The sequence below is a fragment of the Janthinobacterium sp. GW823-FHT01H08 genome (assembly GCF_058797855.1).
Window position 1 is genome coordinate 5,393,747 of the sequence record NZ_CM179504.1, and the last position, 21,430, is coordinate 5,415,176.

General features: G+C 65.7%; 19 protein-coding genes. 2 read left to right on the plus strand and 17 right to left on the minus strand.

The genetic code is table 11. The annotated features are described in order from the left end of the window. Positions 1-4 precede the first annotated feature (4 nt). From AC3RCG_RS24175 to ybaK, 16 genes are all read right to left on the minus strand, one after another. Positions 5-1,120 carry a fatty acid desaturase family protein gene (locus tag AC3RCG_RS24175; protein ID WP_492401765.1) on the minus strand — a complete coding sequence of 372 codons (1,116 nt, stop codon included), beginning with the start codon at positions 1,118-1,120 and terminating at the stop codon, positions 5-7. Beyond that, positions 1,117-2,232 (minus strand): sterol desaturase family protein, encoded by a 1,116-nt coding sequence (locus AC3RCG_RS24180; protein WP_492401763.1) that lies wholly within the window; start codon positions 2,230-2,232, stop codon positions 1,117-1,119. The genes AC3RCG_RS24175 and AC3RCG_RS24180 overlap by 4 nt, the downstream gene beginning before the upstream one ends. Further along, entirely contained in the window at positions 2,229-2,852 is a 624-nt protein-coding gene (locus AC3RCG_RS24185; protein ID WP_492401761.1) for a phosphatase PAP2 family protein, read from the minus strand. The genes AC3RCG_RS24180 and AC3RCG_RS24185 overlap by 4 nt, the downstream gene beginning before the upstream one ends. 11 nt (positions 2,853-2,863) lie before the next feature. Continuing rightward, on the minus strand, positions 2,864-4,159 hold the full coding sequence (locus tag AC3RCG_RS24190; RefSeq protein WP_492401759.1) for a F390 synthetase-related protein: 1,296 nt from the start codon (positions 4,157-4,159) through the stop codon (positions 2,864-2,866). Continuing rightward, positions 4,156-4,986: an MBL fold metallo-hydrolase gene (locus tag AC3RCG_RS24195; protein ID WP_492401757.1), complete on the minus strand. Its 831-nt coding sequence runs from the start codon at positions 4,984-4,986 to the stop codon at positions 4,156-4,158. Before AC3RCG_RS24195 ends, AC3RCG_RS24190 begins: the two co-directional genes overlap by 4 nt. Further along, positions 4,979-6,016, minus strand: a complete 1,038-nt coding sequence (locus AC3RCG_RS24200) for an NAD-dependent epimerase/dehydratase family protein (protein ID WP_492401755.1) — start codon at positions 6,014-6,016, stop codon at positions 4,979-4,981. Before AC3RCG_RS24200 ends, AC3RCG_RS24195 begins: the two co-directional genes overlap by 8 nt. 10 nt (positions 6,017-6,026) lie before the next feature. Further along, a complete protein-coding gene (locus AC3RCG_RS24205) occupies positions 6,027-7,007 on the minus strand; it encodes a 3-oxoacyl-[acyl-carrier-protein] synthase III C-terminal domain-containing protein (protein ID WP_409027896.1) in 981 nt (326 codons plus the stop codon). A 37-nt stretch (positions 7,008-7,044) separates the two neighbouring features. Further along, on the minus strand, positions 7,045-7,953 hold the full coding sequence (locus AC3RCG_RS24210) for an ion transporter (RefSeq protein ID WP_070287754.1): 909 nt from the start codon (positions 7,951-7,953) through the stop codon (positions 7,045-7,047). 81 nt (positions 7,954-8,034) lie between these two features. Next, on the minus strand, positions 8,035-9,786 hold the full coding sequence (locus tag AC3RCG_RS24215) for a cation:proton antiporter domain-containing protein (RefSeq protein ID WP_492401752.1): 1,752 nt from the start codon (positions 9,784-9,786) through the stop codon (positions 8,035-8,037). A gap of 119 nt (positions 9,787-9,905) precedes the next feature. Further along, entirely contained in the window at positions 9,906-11,138 is a 1,233-nt protein-coding gene (locus tag AC3RCG_RS24220; RefSeq protein ID WP_492401750.1) for a metal-dependent hydrolase, read from the minus strand. A 102-nt stretch (positions 11,139-11,240) separates the two neighbouring features. After that, a complete protein-coding gene (locus tag AC3RCG_RS24225; RefSeq protein WP_492401748.1) occupies positions 11,241-12,902 on the minus strand; it encodes a GDYXXLXY domain-containing protein in 1,662 nt (553 codons plus the stop codon). After that, positions 12,899-13,858, minus strand: coding sequence for a DUF2157 domain-containing protein (locus AC3RCG_RS24230; protein ID WP_230502233.1), 960 nt, complete (start codon positions 13,856-13,858; stop codon positions 12,899-12,901). Before AC3RCG_RS24230 ends, AC3RCG_RS24225 begins: the two co-directional genes overlap by 4 nt. A gap of 37 nt (positions 13,859-13,895) precedes the next feature. Then, positions 13,896-14,186, minus strand: a complete 291-nt coding sequence (locus AC3RCG_RS24235; RefSeq protein WP_070223083.1) for a DUF427 domain-containing protein — start codon at positions 14,184-14,186, stop codon at positions 13,896-13,898. A gap of 70 nt (positions 14,187-14,256) precedes the next feature. Then, complete coding sequence (locus AC3RCG_RS24240; protein WP_492401745.1) at positions 14,257-14,928, minus strand: DsbA family oxidoreductase; 672 nt, start codon at positions 14,926-14,928, stop codon at positions 14,257-14,259. A gap of 90 nt (positions 14,929-15,018) precedes the next feature. Next, on the minus strand, positions 15,019-15,663 hold the full coding sequence (gene plsY / locus AC3RCG_RS24245; RefSeq protein WP_230502228.1) for a glycerol-3-phosphate 1-O-acyltransferase PlsY: 645 nt from the start codon (positions 15,661-15,663) through the stop codon (positions 15,019-15,021). Between the two features lie 97 nt (positions 15,664-15,760). Beyond that, the gene (ybaK, locus tag AC3RCG_RS24250; protein ID WP_492401743.1) at positions 15,761-16,252 is read right to left on the minus strand and encodes a Cys-tRNA(Pro) deacylase; all 492 of its coding nucleotides are present in this window, start codon (positions 16,250-16,252) and stop codon (positions 15,761-15,763) included. A gap of 37 nt (positions 16,253-16,289) precedes the next feature. Between ybaK and AC3RCG_RS24255 the strand changes: the two genes are divergently transcribed. Continuing rightward, positions 16,290-17,267 (plus strand): endonuclease/exonuclease/phosphatase family protein, encoded by a 978-nt coding sequence (locus AC3RCG_RS24255; protein WP_492401741.1) that lies wholly within the window; start codon positions 16,290-16,292, stop codon positions 17,265-17,267. On the opposite strand, the gene AC3RCG_RS24260 is transcribed toward AC3RCG_RS24255, so the two are convergent. Beyond that, positions 17,264-19,798, minus strand: coding sequence for a sensor domain-containing protein (locus AC3RCG_RS24260; protein ID WP_071650242.1), 2,535 nt, complete (start codon positions 19,796-19,798; stop codon positions 17,264-17,266). The genes AC3RCG_RS24255 and AC3RCG_RS24260 overlap by 4 nt on opposite strands. A 391-nt stretch (positions 19,799-20,189) precedes the next feature. Between AC3RCG_RS24260 and AC3RCG_RS24265 the strand changes: the two genes are divergently transcribed. Next, entirely contained in the window at positions 20,190-21,428 is a 1,239-nt protein-coding gene (locus AC3RCG_RS24265; protein ID WP_492401738.1) for an efflux RND transporter periplasmic adaptor subunit, read from the plus strand. Positions 21,429-21,430: the final 2 nt, after the last annotated feature.

Consider the following 21,430-nt stretch of genomic DNA (forward strand, 5'->3'; position numbering starts at 1 on the left):
TTCGTCAGGACTGGGCGGGCGGCTGGCCCATGGCGCGCAGAAATTGCTGCTGCGAGGCGTGCAGCTGGCCGTAACCGAGTTCGCGGTACACGAGGCCGTGGCGCGGCGCCAGTTCGGCCAGGATGCGCGCCAGCGCCGGGTAGTGGCGGTGGCTCCAGGTGGGGAACAGATGGTGCGTCAGGTGCAAATTCAATCCGCCGAGCCAGTAACCGAGCCAGCGCAACGCGCGCGGCTTCGGCGTCCAGTCGCAGGCCGTGTAAAACGTGTGCTGGTACCAGTCGTGCGGCAAGGTGCCGTCCTGCCCCGGCTGGAAAAACTCCACTTCAGCCCAGTGCGTGCCGAGGATCAGCGCCACCAGCGCGCACGAGGCGAGCATCTGGCCCACGAAATACGCGCCCAGCACCACGCCCCAGCCGATGCCGTGCTGCTGCAGCACCCACATGGGCAGCGCCAGCACCAGCGCCACGTGACCGAGCTTCCAGCCCAGGAACGACAGCCAGCCGCGCCAGCCCTGCAAGCGGCTGTGCGCGGCCACGGGCGTCTTGCCGAAGCGGTCCAGCCAGTCGCCATACCAGTTCAGATACGGCAGCGACAGGGCCGCCACCACGGGCCAATACAGGTATTGATAGCGGTACTGGGGCGCCCAGCGTTGGAACGGCGTCTGGCGCAGGAAGGGGTTCGGCTCCGTATCGAGGTCATAGCCTTCCACGTTCGCATACGTGTGATGGAAATGCACGTGGCGGATGGTCCAGAAATCCGTGTCCACGCCTACGGGCAAGCCCACGAGGCGGATCAGGATGCGATTCAGGCGTCCCTGGCGGAAGACGGCGCTGTGGGCCGCGTCGTGCAGGGTATTCATGGCCAGCGCCATGGCCGCGACCAGGCAGGCGACATAGCTGGCGACAAACGGCCAGGTGCTGCCGGCGCTCAAGGCCAGCGCATACAGCCCCGCCGTCAGCGCGGCCAGGAAGACGGTTTTCGCGTGCAGGCGCCAGTCGCCGAAGCGGTGCTTTCCCTCGCTGACCAGGTAGGCGTCGGCGCGCGCGCGCAGTTCGCGGCGGAAGGCGGAATCGCGGGCGGGCTGGAAGCGCAGCGGCGGCAGGGAAGGCACAGGCGTCACGCGCGCGTCCCCGCCGCGGCCGGCCACCACAGGCGGCGCGCGCCGTCGAGGCCATGCGCCAGCAGCGCGGCCAGGAACACCATGCCCCACACGTCGCGCGCCCCATACCAGCCCAGATACAGGGCCGGCATGGCCACGGCGATGGCGACCCAGGCGATGGCGCCCCAGCGGCGCGCGTCCGACAGGCCGCCCAGCGCCAGGGTACCGCCAAAGATCAGCGCGAACAGGATGGCTTGCTGCGCGCCGGCCAGCGCCGCTTCGTGGTTGACGTAATAGATCACCAGGCCAAACAGGATCACGCCGCCGATGCCGATGAACAGTTCGGGGACCTCGAAAGTGCCGCGCGACTGCCAGTGGGGAAAGCGCGCGCGCAGCCACTTGAACAGCTTGCCGTTGCTGGCCAGGAGCGGATTATGCGTTTGCGTCATGCCCTTCACGCCATAGCGCATTTCCACGCCTTCGAGTTCGGGCTGGAAGCTGCCGAACAGCCTGTCCCACAGCAGCAGGGTACCGCCGAAATTGCGGTTGATGTAGCGTTTATCCGTGCCGTGGTGCACGCGGTGGTGCGAGGGCGTGACCATGAACTTGTCGAGAATGCCGGACTTGTTCACCAGCGCATTGTGGTTATAGAACTGCACCGTGTAATGCAGGGACGAGACGACGAGAAAGATTTCCAGCGGCACGCCCAGCACGGCCAGGATGGCGATGAACGGGAAATTCGTCAGCGACGAATACCAGGAATTGCGCACGCCCAGCGACAGGTTGAAGTGCTCGCCCTGGTGGTGCACCACGTGCACGGCCCACAGCAAGGGGATCTTATGGTGCAGCCGGTGCATCCAGTAAAAGCACAAATCCCACGCAAAGAATGCGAACACCCACTGCGCGGCCACGGGCCACTGGTCGACGATGTGCAGATTCACATGACGCAGCAGCAGGGCGAACGCCGCCACTTCCACGCCGCGGAACACCCACATCAATATGTGGCCGGAATTGAGGTTGAAGATCACGTCCTTCCACGGCACGGGGGTCTTGCGTACCCATTTGAGGATCAGCAGTTCGGCCAGCACGAAGGCCAGCATGACAAGGAAAGAGAGGGCAAAGGGGTTCATCATGATGCGGTTTCAGTAGAAATGACGCGGTGAGCCGTCCAGAATACCTGCATTTTCGCCAGCATGCCGCCAGCGATGCCGACCAACAGGCCGGCGGCCAGGTCGATGCTCACGTGCCGGCGCAGCGCGATGATGGCGTAGCAGATCGCCACGCCCAGCACCACGGCCAGCGCAGAGCGGACCAGGTGGCGCTTGTCGCACAGGCCCCACACGCACAACAATGTCAGGGCGCCATGCAGCGAGGGCAGGCAATTTTGCGCGGAATCCGCCGCCTGCAGCAGGCGCAGCGCCTGCGTGCTCCAGGCGGCACCGTCACCCACGGGCGGATACGCGAGCGTCGTCGGATACAGCAGGAAGACCACGCCGCACATGACGGCGGAAAGCGCCATGGCGCGCGCCAGCCAGCGCACCCTCGCCGCATCGGCCGCCAGGTAGGCGTACGGGATCAGGATGAAGAACGACAGGTACAGCCAGATGGCAGAGTCGCTGTAGGGAATGGCGCGGTCGAGCGCCGTTTCCGGCAAGAGTAACCCCTGCCCTTGCAGCACATCGCTGGAAAAATACACGAGGCCGACGCTGCCCCAGCCGGCCAGCAAATGCAGCAGGCGGCAGCGTACGGTCATGGAAGAAGGATTCATGCAGTGGCAAGGCGCCGGATGCGGCGCCGTTTCATGGTGGGGTCAAAGGGAGGCAATTCGCCGCTCGTCGTCCAGGCCAGGCTGTCGACGGCCACGGCCAGGCCGCGCAGCACCGTTGCCAGGTGATCGCGCAAGGCAGCCAGGCCAGCGTCGTCGAGGGCCGCGTGCAGCTGCAAGGCGCTGTCGCCCGATTGCAGCAGGCGGTAGTCGGCGTCCGCCGGCAAGGCTTGCGCGAACGCGCGCGTCAAGACGTCGGCAAACACGGCGACGGCGGCGCCGCCGCGTGCAGACGGAAGCAGCAGCATGTCGTCGCAGCGCCCTTCGATGCCGTCGATGGCGCGCGTGGCGCGGCCGCACGGGCATGGCGTGGCGCGCGCGACCAGGATATCGTCCAGGCGATAGCGCACGATGGGCTGCGTGATGCGCGTGAAGTCCGTAATCACGGGCACGAAACGACGCTGTTCCGCATCGAGCCATTGCGGCTCGATGTGCACGTATTCCTCGTTCAGGTGCAGCACGCCGTGTTCGCAGCTGCTGGCGAGGAAACCCTCGGTCGCCTGATAGATTTCATGCACGGCGCCGAACGCCTGCACGATCAGCGCGCGGTCCTGCGCTTCCAGCACTTCAGCCACGGAGACGACTTTTTTCGGCGCCAGCACCAGGCTGCCGTCGATGACGCGCAGCGCCAGCTGGCGCAGCACCTGGGCCGGCGCGACGATGACGGACGGTTGATAGTGCGCCAGCTGCGCACACAGGCTGTCGAACGGTGCGAACAGGTCGTAAAAGGCAAACGTGAGCCACGGCGAGCGCACTGCCGTGTACAGATTGCTGTTCGCGCGCAGGAACAGCGCCACCTTTTCGCCGGAAAACAGGCCGTCGGGCAGCGCCTTGGCCAGCATCACGCCCGCCCATTGGGCCTTTTCGCGGGGGCTGACGGTAAACACGGCGCGCCGCGACGACGTGCCAGAGGATAACCCCACCGTGATGTCGCCGACGGCGGGCGTGAAGTCGCGGCTATGCTCGGCCGCCATGGCCGCATCCATCGCCTGCGCCAACGTGATTCCCTCGGTGTTCATGGCGTCGAAATGCTCGAGCATCAGGGCCTTGTTCATCGTCGGCCACTGCGCCAGCGGCAGCTTGCGGTACGGCGCAAAATACGTGCTGCGGGCGCACAGCACATCGATGAAACGGGCCAGCTGCTTGTGCTGGTAGGCGTCGAGCTGCGCGCGGCTTGCGAAACGCAGGCGGCGCGTGCGCCAGTACGACAGCAACAGCCAGACAATACGCTTCACGGGCGGCCCGCCACTGGCAAATAATCGTTGGTATCTTCATGCGTGATGCGGATCTGCGCCTGGCCCGACTGGTGCAGCTGGTGCAAGCGGTTCAGTGTGGCGTAGTACGGCGCGCGCTTGTGCTGGATGAGGAACGACAGTTCGGACGGTCCGCGCAGCTGCTGGAAGCTTTCCGGCACCCAGGCCGCGTCCGACGCCAGCAGGGTCCAGCCGCCGTCCTGCAGCACAAAGGCGCCGATATGCCCGATGGCGTGGCCGGGCAAGTCGACGATGTAGATCTCGCCCGTGCCGCTGACGTCGCGCCCGTGCGTGAACGGCAGCAAGGCGGCCGGCAAGGCCGTCTCGGGCACGCTTTCGACAAACGCCAGGCGGTCAGAGATATCGTTTGGCAGCAGCTCGGGCACGAAGGCCTGGCGCACGGCGGCCACGCCGGACAAACCGCGCACGGCGTCCCAGCCCGTTTTGGAGGCCATCAGCCGCGCGCCGGGAAAGTCGCGCAGGCCGGCGATATGATCGGCGTGGAAGTGCGACAGCAGCAAGGTGTGGATGTCGCCGGGCGATACGCCATGCGCGCGCAGCTGGCCGTGCAGCGACTCATTCTCGTCGAACGAAATCGGCGTGACCCACGCGTACATGCGGTAGACGCCTTTCGACGTGGCGGCGCGGAAGTGCTCGGCATACCCCGTGTCCCACAGGTACAGGCCCGCGCGCGTTTCGATCAGGTAGGCGCGCGAAGGGAAGCAGCGGCTGGCCAGCCCGCTGCCTTTCAAGACCATGCACGACGGATGGGTGCAGTGGCCGACGCGAAATGCGGTGATGCTAGCCATTGCGCTCCTTGCCCACCTTGTGCGCCGCCGCTTCCTGGCGCATCCACTGCGCCGTGCGGGCGATGCCGTCCTGCAGGCTGACGACGGGACGGTAGCCGAGCACCTTGCGGGCCTTGGCGTTATCGAGCGTCATGTCGAAACTGAGCGCGCCGATGCTGTAGGGCGTGAGCGATGGTTCGCGGCGCGTGAAGCGCGAGGCGAACTGCATCAGGCGCGCCACCAGCGCCAGCACGCGGTAAGGCACGCTGACGATCTCGAACGGCTGCTGCAGGTGTTCGCAGAACAGGCTGCGCAAGATGTCGCACAGGCGCGCCGGTTCGCCATTCGTGATGTTGAAGGCGGCGCCCGAAGCGATGGTCTTGTGCACGGTGGCCAGCCACATCGCATGCACGACGTTATCCACATAGGTGACGTCGATGGTGGCCGCGCCGCCGTTGGGCAGCGGCAGCTTGCCGCCGCGCTCCTGCAGCACGCGCGCCAGGCGCGGGATCAGCACCTGGTCGTGCGGGCCGAAGATGGCGCGCGGGCGCAGGATCACGCACGTCATGCCGCGGTGGCGGTCGACGCACTCCTGCACCAGTTTTTCCGCCATCGCTTTCGAACGCGCGTACGCGTTGACGAAAGCGTCGGGGCGGAAGGTTTCCGGCACCTCGTAGCGGTTGCGGTAGTCGAAATAGATGGCCGGGGTCGAGATGTGCACGAAGCGCGCCACGTGCAGGCCAGCGGCCGCGCGCAGCAGCTGGGCCGTGGCCGTGACGTTGGCGGCGATGAAGTCGCGCTCCGCGCCCCACGGCGAGGACAGCGCGGCGCAGTGCCAGACGGCGTCCATGCCGCGTACCAGCTCGTCGACCTGGCGCGGCGTCGCTTGCGCCAGGTCGAGCGCCACGAATTGCGCGCCCATGCGTTCGAGCTCGCGGCCCACGGCCGCGTTGCGGCCCGTGGCGCGCACTTCCACGCCCTGCGCCAGCAGGGTGCGCACGGCATTGCGCCCCAAGCCGCCCGTCGCTCCCGTGACCAGTATCCGCCTCATCGCACCACCTTCACAGGTCAAGAATCATGCCGCCGATGGTCAGGCCCGCGGCCGTACCCATCATCAGCAAACGCTGGCCTGCCACTGCCCGCCCCGTCATCACCGCCTCGTGCAGGGCGGTGGGCAGGGACGCGGCCACCTGGTTGCCATGCGTTTCAAAGATCTTGATGATTTTAGCATCGGGAACGTCGAGGATGCGCGCCGCATGCGCGAGGCCCAGCGGGCTGGCCTGGTGCGGCACGACCACGTCGATTTTATCCAGTCCGGCGCCCGATTCCTGCATGAGTTCCGTCAGGAAATCCGGCATCACCTTGACGGCCAGGCGGAACACGGCCTTGCCATCCATGCGGAACAGGTAGTCGCCCGGCTCGCAGCCGTTGCGGGGGTTGCGCTCGGTACCGCCGCCGCGGATTTCGCAGTAGCGCCGCCCTTCCGGATACGTGCCCATCTTGTAGGCGCGGATGCCAGCGCTGCCGTCGCCCCGCTCGACGATGACGGCGGCGGCGCCGTCGCCAAAGATCATCGACGCTTCCGGCTCGCTCCAGTCGACCCCGCGCGAGGCCAGGTCCGACGAGACGATGGCGATGCGGCGGTAGGCGCCGCCGGCCAGCATGGAGGCGGCCACGCGGAAGGCGGCCATGAAACTGAGGCAGCTGGCGTTGACGTCGAAGCTTTGCGTGCCTGGCGGCAAGCCCGCATGTTCGGCCACGAAGCAGGCCGTGTTCGGCAACGCTTGCTCGGGCACGCCGCAGGCGCAGATCAGCAAGTCGATGTCGGCCGGAACCAGGCTGGCATTCTTCAGCGCGTCGAGCAGGGCGGCGGCGCCCAGCTGGCTTTGCGATTCATCGGGCGCGGCGACAAAGCGCGACAGCACGCCGCTCTTGCGCAGGGTATAGCCAGCCGGATGACCCAGTTTCAGGTCCAGACTGGCGGAAGTCACACTATGCGACGGCACGGCTTTGCCCGTCGCGATCAGGCGAACTGGAATCATGTTGGCCTTAACAAAGTAAAGTAAATAGGGTTATGAATTAATCACGTGCCAGCGGCGGCAATGCAACCCCGCAGTTCTTGCAGAAATTGGCATCGTCATCGAGCCCTTCTTTCAGACACGTGGGGCAGGTACGCGTGGTGACCAGCTTGGAGCTGCGCTGCACCGTCATTTCGGCACTGATAATGCCGGTAGGCACGGCCAGGATGCCCCAGCCGAGCAGCATCATCAGCGAAGCGATGGTGCGCCCGATGTCGGTGCGCGGCGTGATATCGCCGAAACCGACCGTGGTCATGGTGCTGATGGCCCAATAAATCGACGTGGGAATACTGCTGAAACCGTTATCGGGCCCTTCCACGACATACATCACGGTACCCAGCAGAAAGACCACCATCATGACAAAAGACAAGAAAATGAGGATCTTGCGCCGGCTGGCCAGCAAGGCCCGCCCCAGCACCGTGTATTCATGCACATACGAGGTGAGCTTGAGGATACGGAACATGCGCAGCAGCCGCAAAATGCGCACGTCGATCAGCACGTGCGCACCCGGCAGCAGCAAGCCGATATAGGTCGGCACGATGGCCAGCAAGTCGATAATGCCGAAAAAACTCTTGGCGTAGCGCACCGGATGCTGCAGGCACGACAGGCGGGCGAAATATTCGATGGTAAATAAAATGGTAAAAAACCATTCGAGCGCCGTCAGCCAGGTGCCGTAGCGCTCGGCCACGGAGGCGACACTGCTGAGCACGACCACCGTCACGCTGATCAGGATGGCGGCGATCAGCAGCAGGTCGAAAGCGCGGCCCGTGCGCGTTTCCGCCTCGAAAATGACGGTGTACACCCGCTCGCGCCAGCCCCGCTCGGGCTTGCCGTATTTCTGTTGCGTTTCCTGCGCCGCCAGTTGCTGCGGCGTCAGGGGTGCCGCGCCGCTCTTCGTCGCGGCTTTCATGTGGGTAGTGTGCTCATATACTATTATTGTATAGATAATTGACAAAGCACGGCGACACGCACGTTTGCACTAAGGTTTGCCCTACGACAATTTTTTCGCCAGCAGCACGGCATTGCGCCGGTCGCGCTCCGCTTGCACGATGTCCGTCGTGCGCGCTTCCGACAGGCCCACCGTGTGCAGCACGGTGGCCGTCAGCTGCAGCGCCGACTCCAGCGCCTCGGGCACGACCAGGGTGGCGCCCGCCTGGATCAGGGCCACGGCATGCGCCTCGTCGCGGGCGCGCGCATACACGGGCAACTGCGGATATTCGCGGCGGATCGATTTGACGGCATGCAGCACGGAGGCCGCATGGTCCATCGTCAGCACCACGGCGGCGGCGCGGTCGGCATTGACCTTTTGCAACAGTTCCGCGCGCGACGCATCGCCGAAATACACGGGAAAGCCGCGCGGATGCAGGGTCGTCACCAGCCGCGCATCGTTTTCAATCGCCACATAGGCGATATCCTGCTCCGTCAGCACCTTGGCCAGCAACTGCCCCACCCGGCCGAAACCGGCGATGATGACGGTGCTGCCCTGCGGCGGCAGCGCGCCGTGCGCCAGGTCGGCCAGCTGGTGGTGGTGGCGCTGTTCCCACCAGTTGCCGAAGGCGCGCGCCGCCTTGGCCAGCGCCGGCGTGGCGAACAGGCTCAGGCCCACCACCAGCATGACGAACTGCGCCACCTGCGGGCCGATCAGCTTGGTACCGAGCGCATACGCGACGACGATGAAGGCGAATTCGCCGCCCTGTCCCAGCAGCACGCCCGTTTCCACGGCGCGCCCCCAGTGAAAGCCGCCGATGCGGAAAATCACGCTGATGACCAGGGTTTTCACCGCAAACAGGCTCAGCACGGCCAAGGGAATCAGGATGGGCGACTTGAGGATTTCGCGCACGTCGATCTGCATGCCCACCGACATGAAGAACAGGCCCATCAGCAAACCCTTGAAGGGCTCGATCGTCACTTCCACTTCATGGCGAAATTCCGTTTCCGCCAGCAGCAGACCGGCCAGCAAGGCGCCCAGCGCCATCGACAAGCCCGCCAGATACGTCAGGCCCGCGATGCCCAGGGTGCTGAGCAGGGTCAATGCCATGAACACGTCGGGCTGGCGTTTCTTGACGAAAAACTGGAACAGGGGACGGATCACGCGGCGTCCCAGCAGATAGATCAGCAGGATGGCGCCGGCCGATTTCACGGCCGCAAAGCTGAGCAGGTACGCCAGGTCGTCGCTGCGCCCACTGGCGAACACGTCGATCAGGATGAACAGCGGCACCACCATCAGATCCTGGAACATCAGAATGGAAAAGCCCGCCTGGCCGGCCGGCGTCTGCAGGGAGCGCTGGTCCGTCAGCAGCTGCATCACCACGGCCGTCGACGACAGCGACAGCACCAGGCCCAGCACGATGGACGCTTCCAGCGACAGGCCGAAGTAATACGCGACGCCGCCGATCAGGCAGGCGCTGACGGCCACCTGCCCCACGCCCGCGCCGAACACCCAGCGCCGCAGCGCCCACAGCCGTTCCGTCGACAGTTCCAGGCCGATCATGAACATCAAAAACATCACGCCCAGCTCGGCCAGGCCGCTGACCTGCTCGGCGCGCACGAAGGAAAAATACGTCAGCCATGGGAAGTCGCCGGCCCACAGGCCGAAGCCGAACGGGCCGAACAGGGCGCCCACGGCCAGGAAGCCGAGCACCTGGTTGACTTTCAGGCGTTGCAATAGCGGAATGAAAATCCCGGCCAAGGCGAGAAACAGCAGGGTTTCCCGCAGATACGGTAAGGCGTGTTGCTCTTCCAAAATAGTCCTAACTCAATGACATCCATGCCGAATTGATAATTGTCGCATGCTGTGCCATGGCGAAGTAAGTACACACGCGATATTTTTTGCCACAAGGCAATACATTTGCTCCCGGCGCCCTATTCCGGCAATGCCAGCATGTCGGCACGGGGGCGGTCCCAGCCCGGCACGTAGGCGGGACATGGCCGGCCGCGGAACTGCTGCAGCTCCACGGTCGTAAAGTTGGGCAGCATGCCGGGATTGAAGCGCACGTCCGTCAGCTTGTCCGCATTCAATCTAGGCATGCGGGCAAAGCGGAACCAGGCGTCGACATAGCAATTGTCTTCCTGCAGCGCACGCAAGGCGGCCAGGCTGCCGGCCGCCTGGGCGGAGACGGCGATGCCGGGCGCCAGTTGCCGGCCTTGCTTGCTGGTTTCCACCAGGCCGGCCGGGCAGGCGGCGGGCGCCAGCGACCCGGGCAGCAGGCTCAAGGTACCGCGCCGCAGGGTGTACACATCCGTCTTGCTGTCGAGCGAAACATAGATCCAGCACAATGGATGGCTGGGAAACGCCGTCATCGCCACGTCCCACACGCGCGTGCCCGGATCGAGCCGCTGCACGGCCGCCTCGATGCGCGTACGGCCGATGGCCGACGCCACGCCCTGCGTGCCGATAAACGTGGCCGCCAGCGCGAAGGCCAGCAGCAGCGGTCCCCGCCCCCGCTCGCCGGCCCGCCCTTGCAGCACGGCCAGCACCAGGCCCAGCGTCAGCAGCACGGCCAGCGCGGCGGGCGCCAGGTAGGTTTTATAGGTAAAGAAGCACAGGACCGCCGCCAATCCGGCCAGCAGCACGCTTTTGACGATACCGTAGCGCAAGGACATGATCACGGGCACGCCCAGCAGCACCCAGAACATGGGTTCGACAATGAAGACCATGTCGCCATACAGCCAGCGGCTGTTGAACGGATAAAACGGGTGCAAGCCATAGGAATTGAGGAAATCCATGCCCATGTGCAAGCAAAATCCCAGCAGCAGACAAGCCGCCAGACCGATGCGGGCGGGCACGCTCTCCTTGAGCAAGCGCCGCGCGCCGGGCCACAACAGCCACAGCAGGGCCAGCAACAGCAGCGCCTGCGGCAAGGCCAGCAGCAAGGTATGCGTGTGGCCACGGTGGTGCAGCATGTAGCCGAACGGACGCGGCAGCAGCCTGGTCAGCACCAGATCCAGGTCGGGCGCGTTGCTGGCAAACCAGGCCGTAAACAGAAACAGCGCACGCCGGGTGCGCTGTGCGGGGGCTTGCGGCTCGGGCGGCAGGCTGCGGTGTACCAGTTCGCCGACCCCGAGGCCGATGACCGAATGCGTAATATTATCCATCGGGCAATTTTACAGGATACGGCCACCTCAATAGCAAAGGCGGGGTCGTACCCTCAGGGTACGCCCCCCGGATTCTGCCATTGGGTTTGTTCAATCAAGCGGCTACAGCGCCTGTAAATCTTCCCCGCGCATGCCCACCAGCAAGGCGCGGCCATCGGGCAGCACGCGGAACTCGCCGTAACGGGCCTTTTCCCAGCGCGCCGCCTCGCCTTCCTTGAAGAACCAGGCATCGCTGACCAGCACCCAGTTGCCATCCTTCGGCGTCAGCTCGAGCAAAAATTCGCCGGGCACCAGCGCCTCTTTGGTGTACGGGCGCAGCAGTTCGGCCACGCCGCGCGCATCGCGCCGGGCCACCACGAGGGGCCGGCCCGGCGCCCGCTCCACGCTGGCCAACGTGGAGAGGACACCCAGGTTGACGAAATTGAGGCGCATGTAATCGCCCTGCATCAGCGAGCGGGGATCGACGGGTTCCAGCGCCACGAAGATGGCCTCGCCCTTGGCGATCAGCTGCTCCTTCTGCCAGATGCCGATATTGGCCACCAGCAGCACCAGCAGCAAGCCGCCCAGCGCACCCAGGCGCAAGAAGCGGCGCTCGACCGCCACGTCCGCCGTTTTGCTTTCCACCAGGTGCAGCACGGCGCCGCGCGTGGCCAGCCACGACAGGGCGCACAGCACGGCGCCGGCCACGGCCAGCAGCGCCGCCTTGCTGGCCAGCGGCCAGGCCAGCTGGTAATAAAAGCTGCCGATGATCCACGCCGCCGCCAGCGCGGCCGCGACGGCCACGCGTGTACGCCCGCTCGTCACGCAATACGCGAGGATCAGCAGCACGGGGCCCAGCGCCGGCAGGAACCACGCCAGCACGATCAGCACCAGGGCCACGCCGATGGCGGGCAACTGGCGCAGCGCCGGCCAGCGCCAGCCCGTCCAGGCGGCCGCCGCCGTGGCCAGCACGAGCGAGACGCCGTTCAACGCTTGCGCATACCAGGCGCCGGCATGGTGCCTGCTCACTTCGCGCGCCACTTCGCCCGTGAAGCCGCCGCCCAAGGCACCGCCCAGCATGAAGGTCATGCCGGACCAGAAGACCAGCCCCAGCAAGATGGCCAGGACCCACCCCGTCGACAGCGATTCCAGGAAGGCGGCGATGGGCGCGCCGCGGCCATCGTTGAAGGCTTGCTTCTGCAGCCAGTGGGCGGCCAGCCAGAGTGCCAGGGCCAGCATCCAGGCCAGATACAGTTGCGTCGGATCATTGTCGAAGATCCAGTCGCGCGTGCTGTCGACGATGCCCAGCCCCAGCAAGCCGCAGGCGACCAGCCCCAGCAGCACGCGCAGCCAGTCGCGCGGCAAGGCGGCGGCCACCACCAGGGTTGCCAGGCACAGCAGCAGCGACGCCGTCTGCGTGGAATAGTCGCGGTACAAGGCGTAGCCGAGCAAGCCGCCGCCCACCAGCAGACAGGGCACGGCCAGCTGCTCGACAAACAGCGCCACGCCGCGCGTGCGGATCAGCAGGACGGACACCACCAGCACGATGGCGGCCACGACATACGCGCCGGGACCGTGGCGCACGACGCTTTCCAGGCCCACGCCCAGCGCAATCATCAGGGGAATGGCGGCAAGCCAGGCGCCGAAGGCCGTCATCAGCACCAGCGGCCACGGCCGTACATCCTGCACGGGGCGGCTGGCGTTGGGCGGCAACAGGCCGGCGCGCGTGGCATCGTCGATCAGGGCGGCGAGCGCATCGTCGCGCTGAGTGTTCATCTTGCTCATGCCGCCTCCTGGCGCGTGCGCCACAGAATGCCTTGCACGGTCAGCGCCAGCAGCACGGCTGCCAGCAAGCCCAGCGTGGCCAGCGCGCCGACGCCATCGCCATGACCGTTGAACAGCACGTGCGTCAGCCCTCCCACCAGCAAGGTATTGATACCGAGCGCGACGGCGCTCAGGCCGAACACGTCAAAGTAGCGGCGCGTGGCCAGCAGGACAGCGGCGACGGCCAGCAAGCCGAGACCGGCCCAGTACGGCGATTCGATCTCATTGCCGAACAGGGCACTGACGGCCGTGCCCGTGATGAGGATGGTGGCCAGTACCAGACCCAGGCGCAAGGCCCAGACACCGGCGCCCGTCCAGCGCGCCAGCAGGGGCGAGACAAACGCACAGGCCAGCAGCACGGCCAGCCAGCCGCTGACGAAAATGGAGAGATCGGCCGAATCGATGCGCCAGCTGTGGCGCGCATGCGCCTGCATCCACAGGGCGGCGGCCGTGGCCAGCACCAGCATCCACGGCGTCCACAGCACGTCGCTGCGCGCGACTAAACACAGGGGCAAGGCCAGCACGGCCCACAGGGCGAACAGCTGCCACGGATCGGCGCCCGTCTGGTAGGTCTGGCCGAAATACGCGAACAGGCCGCCGATGGCCAGCAAGGCCATCAGCAGCAGCGGTATGCGCGCCTTGGGCACGGCGAAGGCGCCAACGCAGGCGGCGGCAAACACGCCTTGCAGCAGGGCAAAGCGGCCCATGCGGCCCAGGTCTTCCCAGTTGGCGGCGACCCAGCAGATCAGCCCCATGCCCAGCAGCGCGGCGCCCAGCACGGCCACGCCGCGCGGCAGCCAGTAGGCCAGGCGCGCCGGTTCGCGCTGGAAGCCGGCCGCTTCCTGCAACTGCCGGGTTTGTTGGGCATCGAGCGCATGGGCCGAGGCGAGTTGGTACACGGCGAGGCGTAAATCCATCGTCTGCTTTCTTTGTCAGGAAATAGGGGGAGTCAGGTCAGCGCTCGACGCTCACGCCGCGCCAGAAGGCGACGTGGCCGGCAATTTGCTTGGCGGCATCCTTGGGCTGGGGGTAATACCAGGCGGCGTTGGCATTCGTCTGGCCATCGACGACGACATCGTAATAACTGGCCGTGCCTTTCCACGGGCAGACGCTCGTGTGGCTGCTGGGACGCAAGTACTCCTGCGTCACCTTGGACAAAGGAAAATACACATTGTTTTCAACGACTTGCACCTGCGCATCGGTGGCTTGCGCGATGACGGCGCCATTCCAGCTGGCTGTTGGCATTTGACTATCCTCCTTCTGCGCCGAGTGTAGCGCAAAAAGTCCGCCATGGCGCGCGCCATTGGCGCCCCGTTCAGGCGCCGCTGATGATCTGGCGCAAGGCTTGCTCAAACACTTCGGGCGGCTGGCCGCCGGAAATCAGGTGGCGCTCGTTGATGATGACGGCGGGCACGGAATTGATGCCGTTCTGCTGATAGAAGCGCTCCTGCGCGCGCACCTCGTCCGCATAGGCATCGGACGCCAGCACTTCGGCCGCTTTCGCGGTATCGAGGCCCACCTTGCCCGCCACAGCCAGCAGCACCTCGTGCGAGGACGGATCCTGGCCCTGCGTGAAGTAGGCATCGAACAAGGCCATCTTGAGTTCCTTCTGGCGCCCTTCCAGAGCAGCCCAGTGCAGCAGCCGGTGCGCATCGAAGGTGTTGTAGATGCGCCCGCGCTTGTCCATGGCAAACGTAAAGCCCAGCTGTTCGCCGCGCGCGCGGATCGATTCGCGCGACTGCGCCATCTGTTCCGGGGTGGAACCGTATTTGCGGGCGATGTGTTCGCCGATATCCTCGCCCTCGGGCGGCATGTTCGCGTTCAGTTCGAAAGGCTGGAAGTGGATGTCGGCCTGGACGGTGCCGTCCAGCTTGGCCAGCGCCTGCTCCAGCGACTTCAGGCCCACCACGCACCAGGGGCAGGAAACGTCGGAAACGAAATCGATACGGATAGGGGTGGGTGTGGCGGAGGTGGTGGAAACGGTCATGGTGGGCAGCCTTTGCGCGAGTCGGTGGCGGCCGCACCGCGCGGCGCCGCAAGCACAGCATATGCGTGCGGGCCGCGGGAAATCAAGCGCTTACTTTTTCTGCACGGGCGCTTTGGCCCCATCCTTCTTGCCGCCGATCTTGCTTTCTTTACCAGAGAGCAAGTTCGCGATGTTCTGGCTGTGGCGGTAGGCCAGCAGCACGCTCATGACGATGACGGCCAGCAAGATGGGATCGACGCCGAACAGCAAGCCATAGTAAAACGGCGCGAACAGGGCCGCCACCAGCGCTGCCAGCGAGGAATAGCGAAACGCGTAGGCGATGATCAGCCAGGTGGCCAGGGTCGCCAGGCCCAGCCAGGGATTAATGCCAAGCAATACACCGAGGGCCGTGGCCACACCCTTGCCGCCGACGAAGCGGAAGAACACGGGCCACAGATGGCCGAGGAAGACGGCGATGGCCACCAGGGCCACGGCCGTGTCGCCCACGCCCAGCGCGCTGGCAAAATGGTCGGCCAGGAACACGGCCAGCCAGCCCTTGGCGCCATCGCCCAGCAGGGTCATGATGGCCGCTCCCTTGTTGCCGCTGCGCAGCACGTTGGTGGCGCCCGGGTTTTTCGAGCCATAGGTGCGCGGATCGGCAATGCCGTAGACCTTGCTCATCACCACGGCAAACGATATCGAGCCGAGCAAGTAAGCGGCCACTGTCATTGCCACGGTTGTGATTACTGGATTCATTTCTTCCCTTTATTGTGTTTATTACACCAGCATCGAGGCTGGCGCAGCAGAATATACACCAGCGTCCAGTCCAGGGACAGGGCGGCGTCTGGTTTTCTTAATCTTGCAGCGCGCACTGCACCGGCTTGGCCTTGAGCAAGTCGAGCAAGACCTGCGGCGCCAGCGAGACGAGGAAACCGCGCCGCCCGCCATTGATGTAAATGCGCGGCAAGTCCAGGATCGATTGCTCCACGTACACGGGCATGGTCTTTTTGGTGCCAAACGGCGAGGTGCCGCCGATCATGTAGCCGGAATGGCGCTGCGCCACTTCGGGCTTGCACGGCTCGACGGACTTGCAGCCGATGCCGCGCGCCAGGTTCTTGGTCGACACCTTGCAATCGCCATGCATGAGCACGATCATCGGCTTGGCCGCCTCGTCCTGCATCACCAGGGTCTTGATCACCGCGTGTTCCGGCACGCCCAATTCGCGCGCCGAGACGCTGGTGCCGCCGTGCTCCTCGTAAGGATACGGGTGTTCTTCGAAGGAAACGTGATGCTTGCGCAGCAGCTGCGTCGCCTGGGTTTCGGAAATATGCTCTTTTTTAGCCATGCGTGATACGCTGATCGTTCAGTGAGGAGTGCTAATTATGCAGGAAGAAATCCGCTTTGCCACATTCAATGTCTGCAACCTCGCCCCCGCCGGGGCGAAATTGTATGACAACCTGGAACCGTTGAGCCCGGCGCAATACGAGGCCAAGGCGGAATGGACGGCGCGGCAGATCGACCTGCTCGACGCCGACGTGATCGGATTCCAGGAAATTTTCTCGCAGGCGGCCCTGCGCGACGTGCTGTCGCGCACGCGCCACTACCGCGCAGCCACGCTGGCCGGCTACGATGCGACGGATATTGCCGGACGCATGCTGCCCACGGTGGCGCTCGTGTCGCGCCTGCCGCTGGCCGGCGCTGGTGTTGCCTGGGCGAATTTTCCCGCCGGCGTGACCGTGTCCGCCGACAGGCAGCCCGCCGACGACAACGCCTGCCGCTTCGCCCGCGCGCCCCTGCATGTCCAGGTCATCTTGCCGGGCGGACAACTCACGGACGTGGTCGTCGTGCATTTGAAATCGCGCCGGCCCGACTACCGCCATGGCGACGGCAACGATGCCATCGCCTACGCGCTGGCCAACCTGCGCTCGCTGCAGCGGCGCGGCGCGGAAGCCGTCGCCCTGCGCGTGCTGGCAAGCGAGCTGGGCCACACTGGCCGTCCCCGCATCGTGCTGGGCGACTTCAACGACATCGCCAATGCCGTCACCACATCCATCGTCATGGGCGCCGGCGCGCCGTGCGAACCGGGCATGGAAATGCGCGCGCGCCTGTACGACGCCAACGCCATCCAGCTGCGCCAGGACGCCCTGCGCCACGCGGGCTACACGAATATCCACGACAGCGCCTACATGACGATCGACCATATCCTCGTGTCCGAACATTTTCATCCCGCCTCGCCGCGCGCCATCGGCGTGCTGCAGGAAGTGACGTATCTCAACGACCATTTGCTGCTGGGCTTGCCGCATGCCTCCGACCATGGCCAGGTGCTGGCGCGCATCAAGCTGCTGGGCAACATTGACTAATTCAATAACTTCGCCAGCGTGCTGCCCGCGACTTGCGCGCTGGCAAAGCGCCCCTGGTATTGCTGGCAGCCCTGCCCCCGCAGATACGCCAGCTGCTGCGCCGTTTCCACGCCTTCGGCGATCACCGTCAATTGCAGCTCGCGCGCCATGGCGATGATGGTGGCGGCGATGGCCGTGTCGGACTCGCCGACCGCGCCATCGGCCGCGGCCGGCAGGAACGACGGGTCGATCTTGAGTTGATCCACCGGGTAATGGCGCAGATTGGCCAGGCGCGAATAGCCGGTGCCGAAGTCGTCGATGGCCAGCCTGGCGCCCAGCGCACGCAGCTGCGCCAGCACGCCGGCCAGGCGCGCGCCCCCTTTCATCAGCAAGGATTCCGTCACTTCCAGTTCCAGGCAGGCGGCGGGCAAGCCCGACACGGCCAGCGCCTCTTGCACGCTGAGCAATAAGTTATTGTGCAGGCACTGCGCCGGCGACAGATTCACGGCCACTCTCCAGGCATGGCCCGCATCGTGCCAGGCCCGCGCGCGGCGGCAGGCTTGCTGCAGCACCCAGTTGCCGATCGACACCATCAAGCCGCATTCCTCGGCCACGGCAATGAAACGCTCGGGCGGCAACACGCCCAGTTGCGGGTGGCGCCAGCGCAACAGCGCTTCGGCACCGAGGATTTGCCCGCTGGCGACATCGAGCGCGGGCTGGAATTCGAGCACGAACTCGTCGCGCCCCAGCGCTTCGCGCAAGCCCTGCTCCAGGCTGGCCCGCTCGACGATTTGCGCATTCATCTCGGCATTGAAAAACTGGAAATTGTTGCGCCCGCTTTCCTTCGCGTGGTACATGGCGATGTCGGCGTTGTGCACGAGGCTATCGATGCTGTCGCCGTCGCTGGGAAAGATGGCCACGCCGATCGAGGTCGACACATGCAATTCGTACTCGCCCAGCTGATAGGGTTGCGTGACGGCATGCAGCAGGCTGGCCGCCACGTGGGCCACCTGGTCGATGCCGCCCACCTCAGCCAGGATGATGACGAACTCGTCGCCGCCATGCCGGCTGACCGTATCGACGCCGCGCACGCAGCGCACGAGGCGCCGCGCCACTTCCTTGAGCAGCAAGTCGCCCACGTGGTGGCCCATGCTGTCATTGATGTGCTTGAAATGGTCGAGGTCCAGGTACAGGATGGCCAGCATGCTCAGCTTGCGCCGCGCGGCCGCCAGCCCCAGCGACAGCCGGTCGAGCAGCAGCACGCGGTTCGGCAAGTCGGTCAGGAAATCGTGCTCGGCCAGGTGGCGCGTGTGCTCCTCGTTTTTCTTGCGCTCGCTGATGTCGCTGAGGATGGCCAGATAATTGCTCAATTGCCCCTGCGGGTCGCGGATGGCCGTCAGCGACAGCCAGGCCGGATAGCGCCCGCCCGCCTTGCGCTGGCCGACGATGTCGCCTTGCCAGTAACCGTTGGCATCGACTTCGTCCCACACGTGGTCGAAAAATGCGGGCACGTCCGGCTCGACGCCGTGCGGGACGAAGGGCTTGCCCAGCATGTCGTCGAGGCTGTAGCCGCTGATCTCGCTGTACGCGGGATTCATGCTGACGACGTGCTGCTGCGGGTCCATCACGACGATGGCCTCGCGCGCATGCTCGACCACCTGCGCCGACAGGTACAGGGCCCGCTCGGCCAGCTTGCGTGAGGAAATATCACGGATCACGGCGTAAAACAGATAGCTATGGTCGAGCGTGACGGACGTAAGCAGCACTTCGCCCCAGAACAGCTGGCCCGTGCACGTCTGGTAACGCCAGTCGTAGCGGCAGTTGCCGTCGGCATGGGCCTGCGCCGCCAGCTGCGTGCCGCGCAACGAGGACAATGCGCCATCGGGCTGGCGCAAGGGCGAAAAGTCGCTGAGGCGGCGCCCCAGCAGGCGTGTCCGGTCTTCGCATTGAAACAGGGCGATGGCGGCCGGATTCGCCTCGGCGATGTGCTCGTCGCGCAGCAGCACGATGGCGTCGGCCGACTTCTCGTACAGCTGGCGGAAATTGTCTCCCATCAGCAGCAGGGCGCCCTGCGCCGCGTCATCCTGGCCGCTGGGCGTGATGTCGGCATCGATGCAGACCACTTGCCGCACCCTTCCGGACTGCATGACCGGAAACACGGTGGAACAGATGCAGCGCGGCGCGGCCCCGTCGGCATCGAGTTTCCACAGGCGCATGCCGCGCGCCTTGCCGCTCTCCCACACGGCCGCCAGTTCGCCGCTAACTTCCTCGGCCAGGGTGGCGGCACCGGGCAGCGAAGCGGCCACCCTGGCCCACGGCTGGCCCAGCGCCAGCTCGGCCGCCACGCCATACAGGCGCGCCGCACCCGCGCTCCAGTAGCGTACGATGCCGTCGCGGTCGATACCGCGCACGGCCAGGCCGGGCGCCTGTTCGACGGCGGCAACGATGATGGACAGCAAGTCGAGCGCCTTGCCGGCCGGCCCCGCCTGCGGTTCGGCCGCGGCCAGCAAACGGCCCGGCGACGGGGCGGCTCCGGCAATCCGATCAGACATCAGCCCCCCCGTGGCGCGGCCGCGCGGCAACCGGCGGGCAAATGGCCTGTCCGGTGGCGCAACCATCCCGACCATTCTTGCGCGCCGGCGAATCGGCTTCTTGAGAAGGCGCAAGCATCGTGACGTGGACGGCGCGCATGCTGGCGGTGGTCTTTGGTCGCCGTTTTTTGCATTCCAGCCCCGATTTTGTGCAATCTGTCGCACGGCGATGGCGGCCGGACTTGAATCTTCCTAAAGTGGCAACATGCGCATCGCCGTGAACGGCGGCAGCGGCAGGCGTGTCGTCTGCGGCCGCCACAGTGATGCGCTACCCGAATTCCCCCGGCCTGCCGCAGGCCGGCCGCACCGAGACCTGGCGCCGAAGCCCTGCGCCGCTCCTGAAAAAAAACCTATGAAAAACGAGACCCTGCCCCCCGCCTCTCCCCTTGCCGCCACGCGCCGCCGGCGCTGGCGCACGCCCCTCTTGATCCTCGTCGTGCTGGGCCTGGCCGGTGGCGGCTGGACCGTGATGCAGTCGAAGCAGCAGGCAGCCAAAGTTGCTGAACAGCAAGCGAGCAAGAAGAAGGAACAGGAAAAGACGCCCGTGCATGAACTGGCGCAGGGCGACGTGGCCGCCATCGATGCGCGCGCACTCAGTATCAGCCTGCCCCTGTCCGGTTCGCTGGCCCCCGTGACCCAGGCCACCATCAAAGCCAAGGTTTCCGGCGTGATCCAGGAAACGACCTTGCAGGAAGGCCAGCAAGTAGCCAACGGGCAAGTCCTCGTGCGCCTGGACGCGGCCGACCTGCGCGCCCGCCTGACGCAGCAGCAAGCCATGCTGGACGAAGCGCAGGCGCGCCTGTCGATGGCGGCCAAGAATGAGGCGAACAGCCAGGCGCTGCTCAAGCAAAAATACATTTCGCAGACGGCCTACGACACGACGCAGAATTCCGTCGACCTGGCGCGCGCCAACGTCAAGTCCGCCGTCGCCATGGTCGACATCGCCCGCATCGCGCTGGCCGACACGGTGATCCGCGCGCCGATGGCCGGCATCGTCAGCAAGCGCCATCTGCAGGCGGGCGAAAAAGTCTCGCCCGACATGCCCGTCTACACCATCGTCAACCTGGCCCAGCTGACCCTGGAAGCGCCCGTGCCCAGCGCGGAGATTCCCCGCATCAAGCTGGGCCAGGACGTGCGCTTCAAGGTCGACGGCTTCGGCGCGCGCGACTTCGCCGGCAAGGTCACGCGCATCAACCCCACCACCGAGAGCGGCTCGCGCGCCATGCTCGTCTACATCGCCGTCGACAATGGCGATGGCGCGCTGCGCGGCGGCATGTTCGCCAAGGGCAGCATCGTCACCGAGCGATCAATCGTCGCGCCGCTGGTACCGTTGACGGCCGTGCGCAACGAAAAGCAGGGCCCCGTCGTGTATGCGCTGGTGAATAACAAGGTGGTCGCGCAGCCCGTCACCCTGGGACTGCGCAACGAGGACGAAGGCTATGCCGAGGTCAAGTCGGGCCTGGTGCCGGGCGCGAAAGTCATCATCGCCAGGCTCGATGGCGTGAAACCGGGCCACAGCGTGACCTTCGCCGCGCCCGCCACCGGCCCCGCCCCCGCCGCGCCGGCGGCCGTGCTGGCACGGAAGGATTAAGC

Bases quoted from the DNA above. Each gene is read 5' to 3' on its own strand.
- AC3RCG_RS24180 (WP_492401763.1), bottom strand. From the start codon at position 2,232: ATGATGAACCCCTTTGCCCTCTCTTTCCTTGTCATGCTGGCCTTCGTG.
- AC3RCG_RS24185 (WP_492401761.1), bottom strand. From the start codon at position 2,852: ATGACCGTACGCTGCCGCCTGCTGCATTTGCTGGCCGGCTGGGGCAGC.
- AC3RCG_RS24195 (WP_492401757.1), bottom strand. From the start codon at position 4,986: ATGGCTAGCATCACCGCATTTCGCGTCGGCCACTGCACCCATCCGTCG.
- AC3RCG_RS24200 (WP_492401755.1), bottom strand. From the start codon at position 6,016: ATGAGGCGGATACTGGTCACGGGAGCGACGGGCGGCTTGGGGCGCAAT.
- AC3RCG_RS24205 (WP_409027896.1), bottom strand. From the start codon at position 7,007: ATGATTCCAGTTCGCCTGATCGCGACGGGCAAAGCCGTGCCGTCGCAT.
- AC3RCG_RS24210 (WP_070287754.1), bottom strand. From the start codon at position 7,953: ATGAAAGCCGCGACGAAGAGCGGCGCGGCACCCCTGACGCCGCAGCAA.
- AC3RCG_RS24220 (WP_492401750.1), bottom strand. From the start codon at position 11,138: ATGGATAATATTACGCATTCGGTCATCGGCCTCGGGGTCGGCGAACTG.
- AC3RCG_RS24225 (WP_492401748.1), bottom strand. From the start codon at position 12,902: ATGAGCAAGATGAACACTCAGCGCGACGATGCGCTCGCCGCCCTGATC.
- AC3RCG_RS24230 (WP_230502233.1), bottom strand. From the start codon at position 13,858: ATGGATTTACGCCTCGCCGTGTACCAACTCGCCTCGGCCCATGCGCTC.
- AC3RCG_RS24235 (WP_070223083.1), bottom strand. From the start codon at position 14,186: ATGCCAACAGCCAGCTGGAATGGCGCCGTCATCGCGCAAGCCACCGAT.
- AC3RCG_RS24240 (WP_492401745.1), bottom strand. From the start codon at position 14,928: ATGACCGTTTCCACCACCTCCGCCACACCCACCCCTATCCGTATCGAT.
- plsY (WP_230502228.1), bottom strand. From the start codon at position 15,663: ATGAATCCAGTAATCACAACCGTGGCAATGACAGTGGCCGCTTACTTG.
- ybaK (WP_492401743.1), bottom strand. From the start codon at position 16,252: ATGGCTAAAAAAGAGCATATTTCCGAAACCCAGGCGACGCAGCTGCTG.
- AC3RCG_RS24255 (WP_492401741.1), top strand. From the start codon at position 16,290: ATGCAGGAAGAAATCCGCTTTGCCACATTCAATGTCTGCAACCTCGCC.
- AC3RCG_RS24260 (WP_071650242.1), bottom strand. From the start codon at position 19,798: ATGTCTGATCGGATTGCCGGAGCCGCCCCGTCGCCGGGCCGTTTGCTG.
- AC3RCG_RS24265 (WP_492401738.1), top strand. From the start codon at position 20,190: ATGAAAAACGAGACCCTGCCCCCCGCCTCTCCCCTTGCCGCCACGCGC.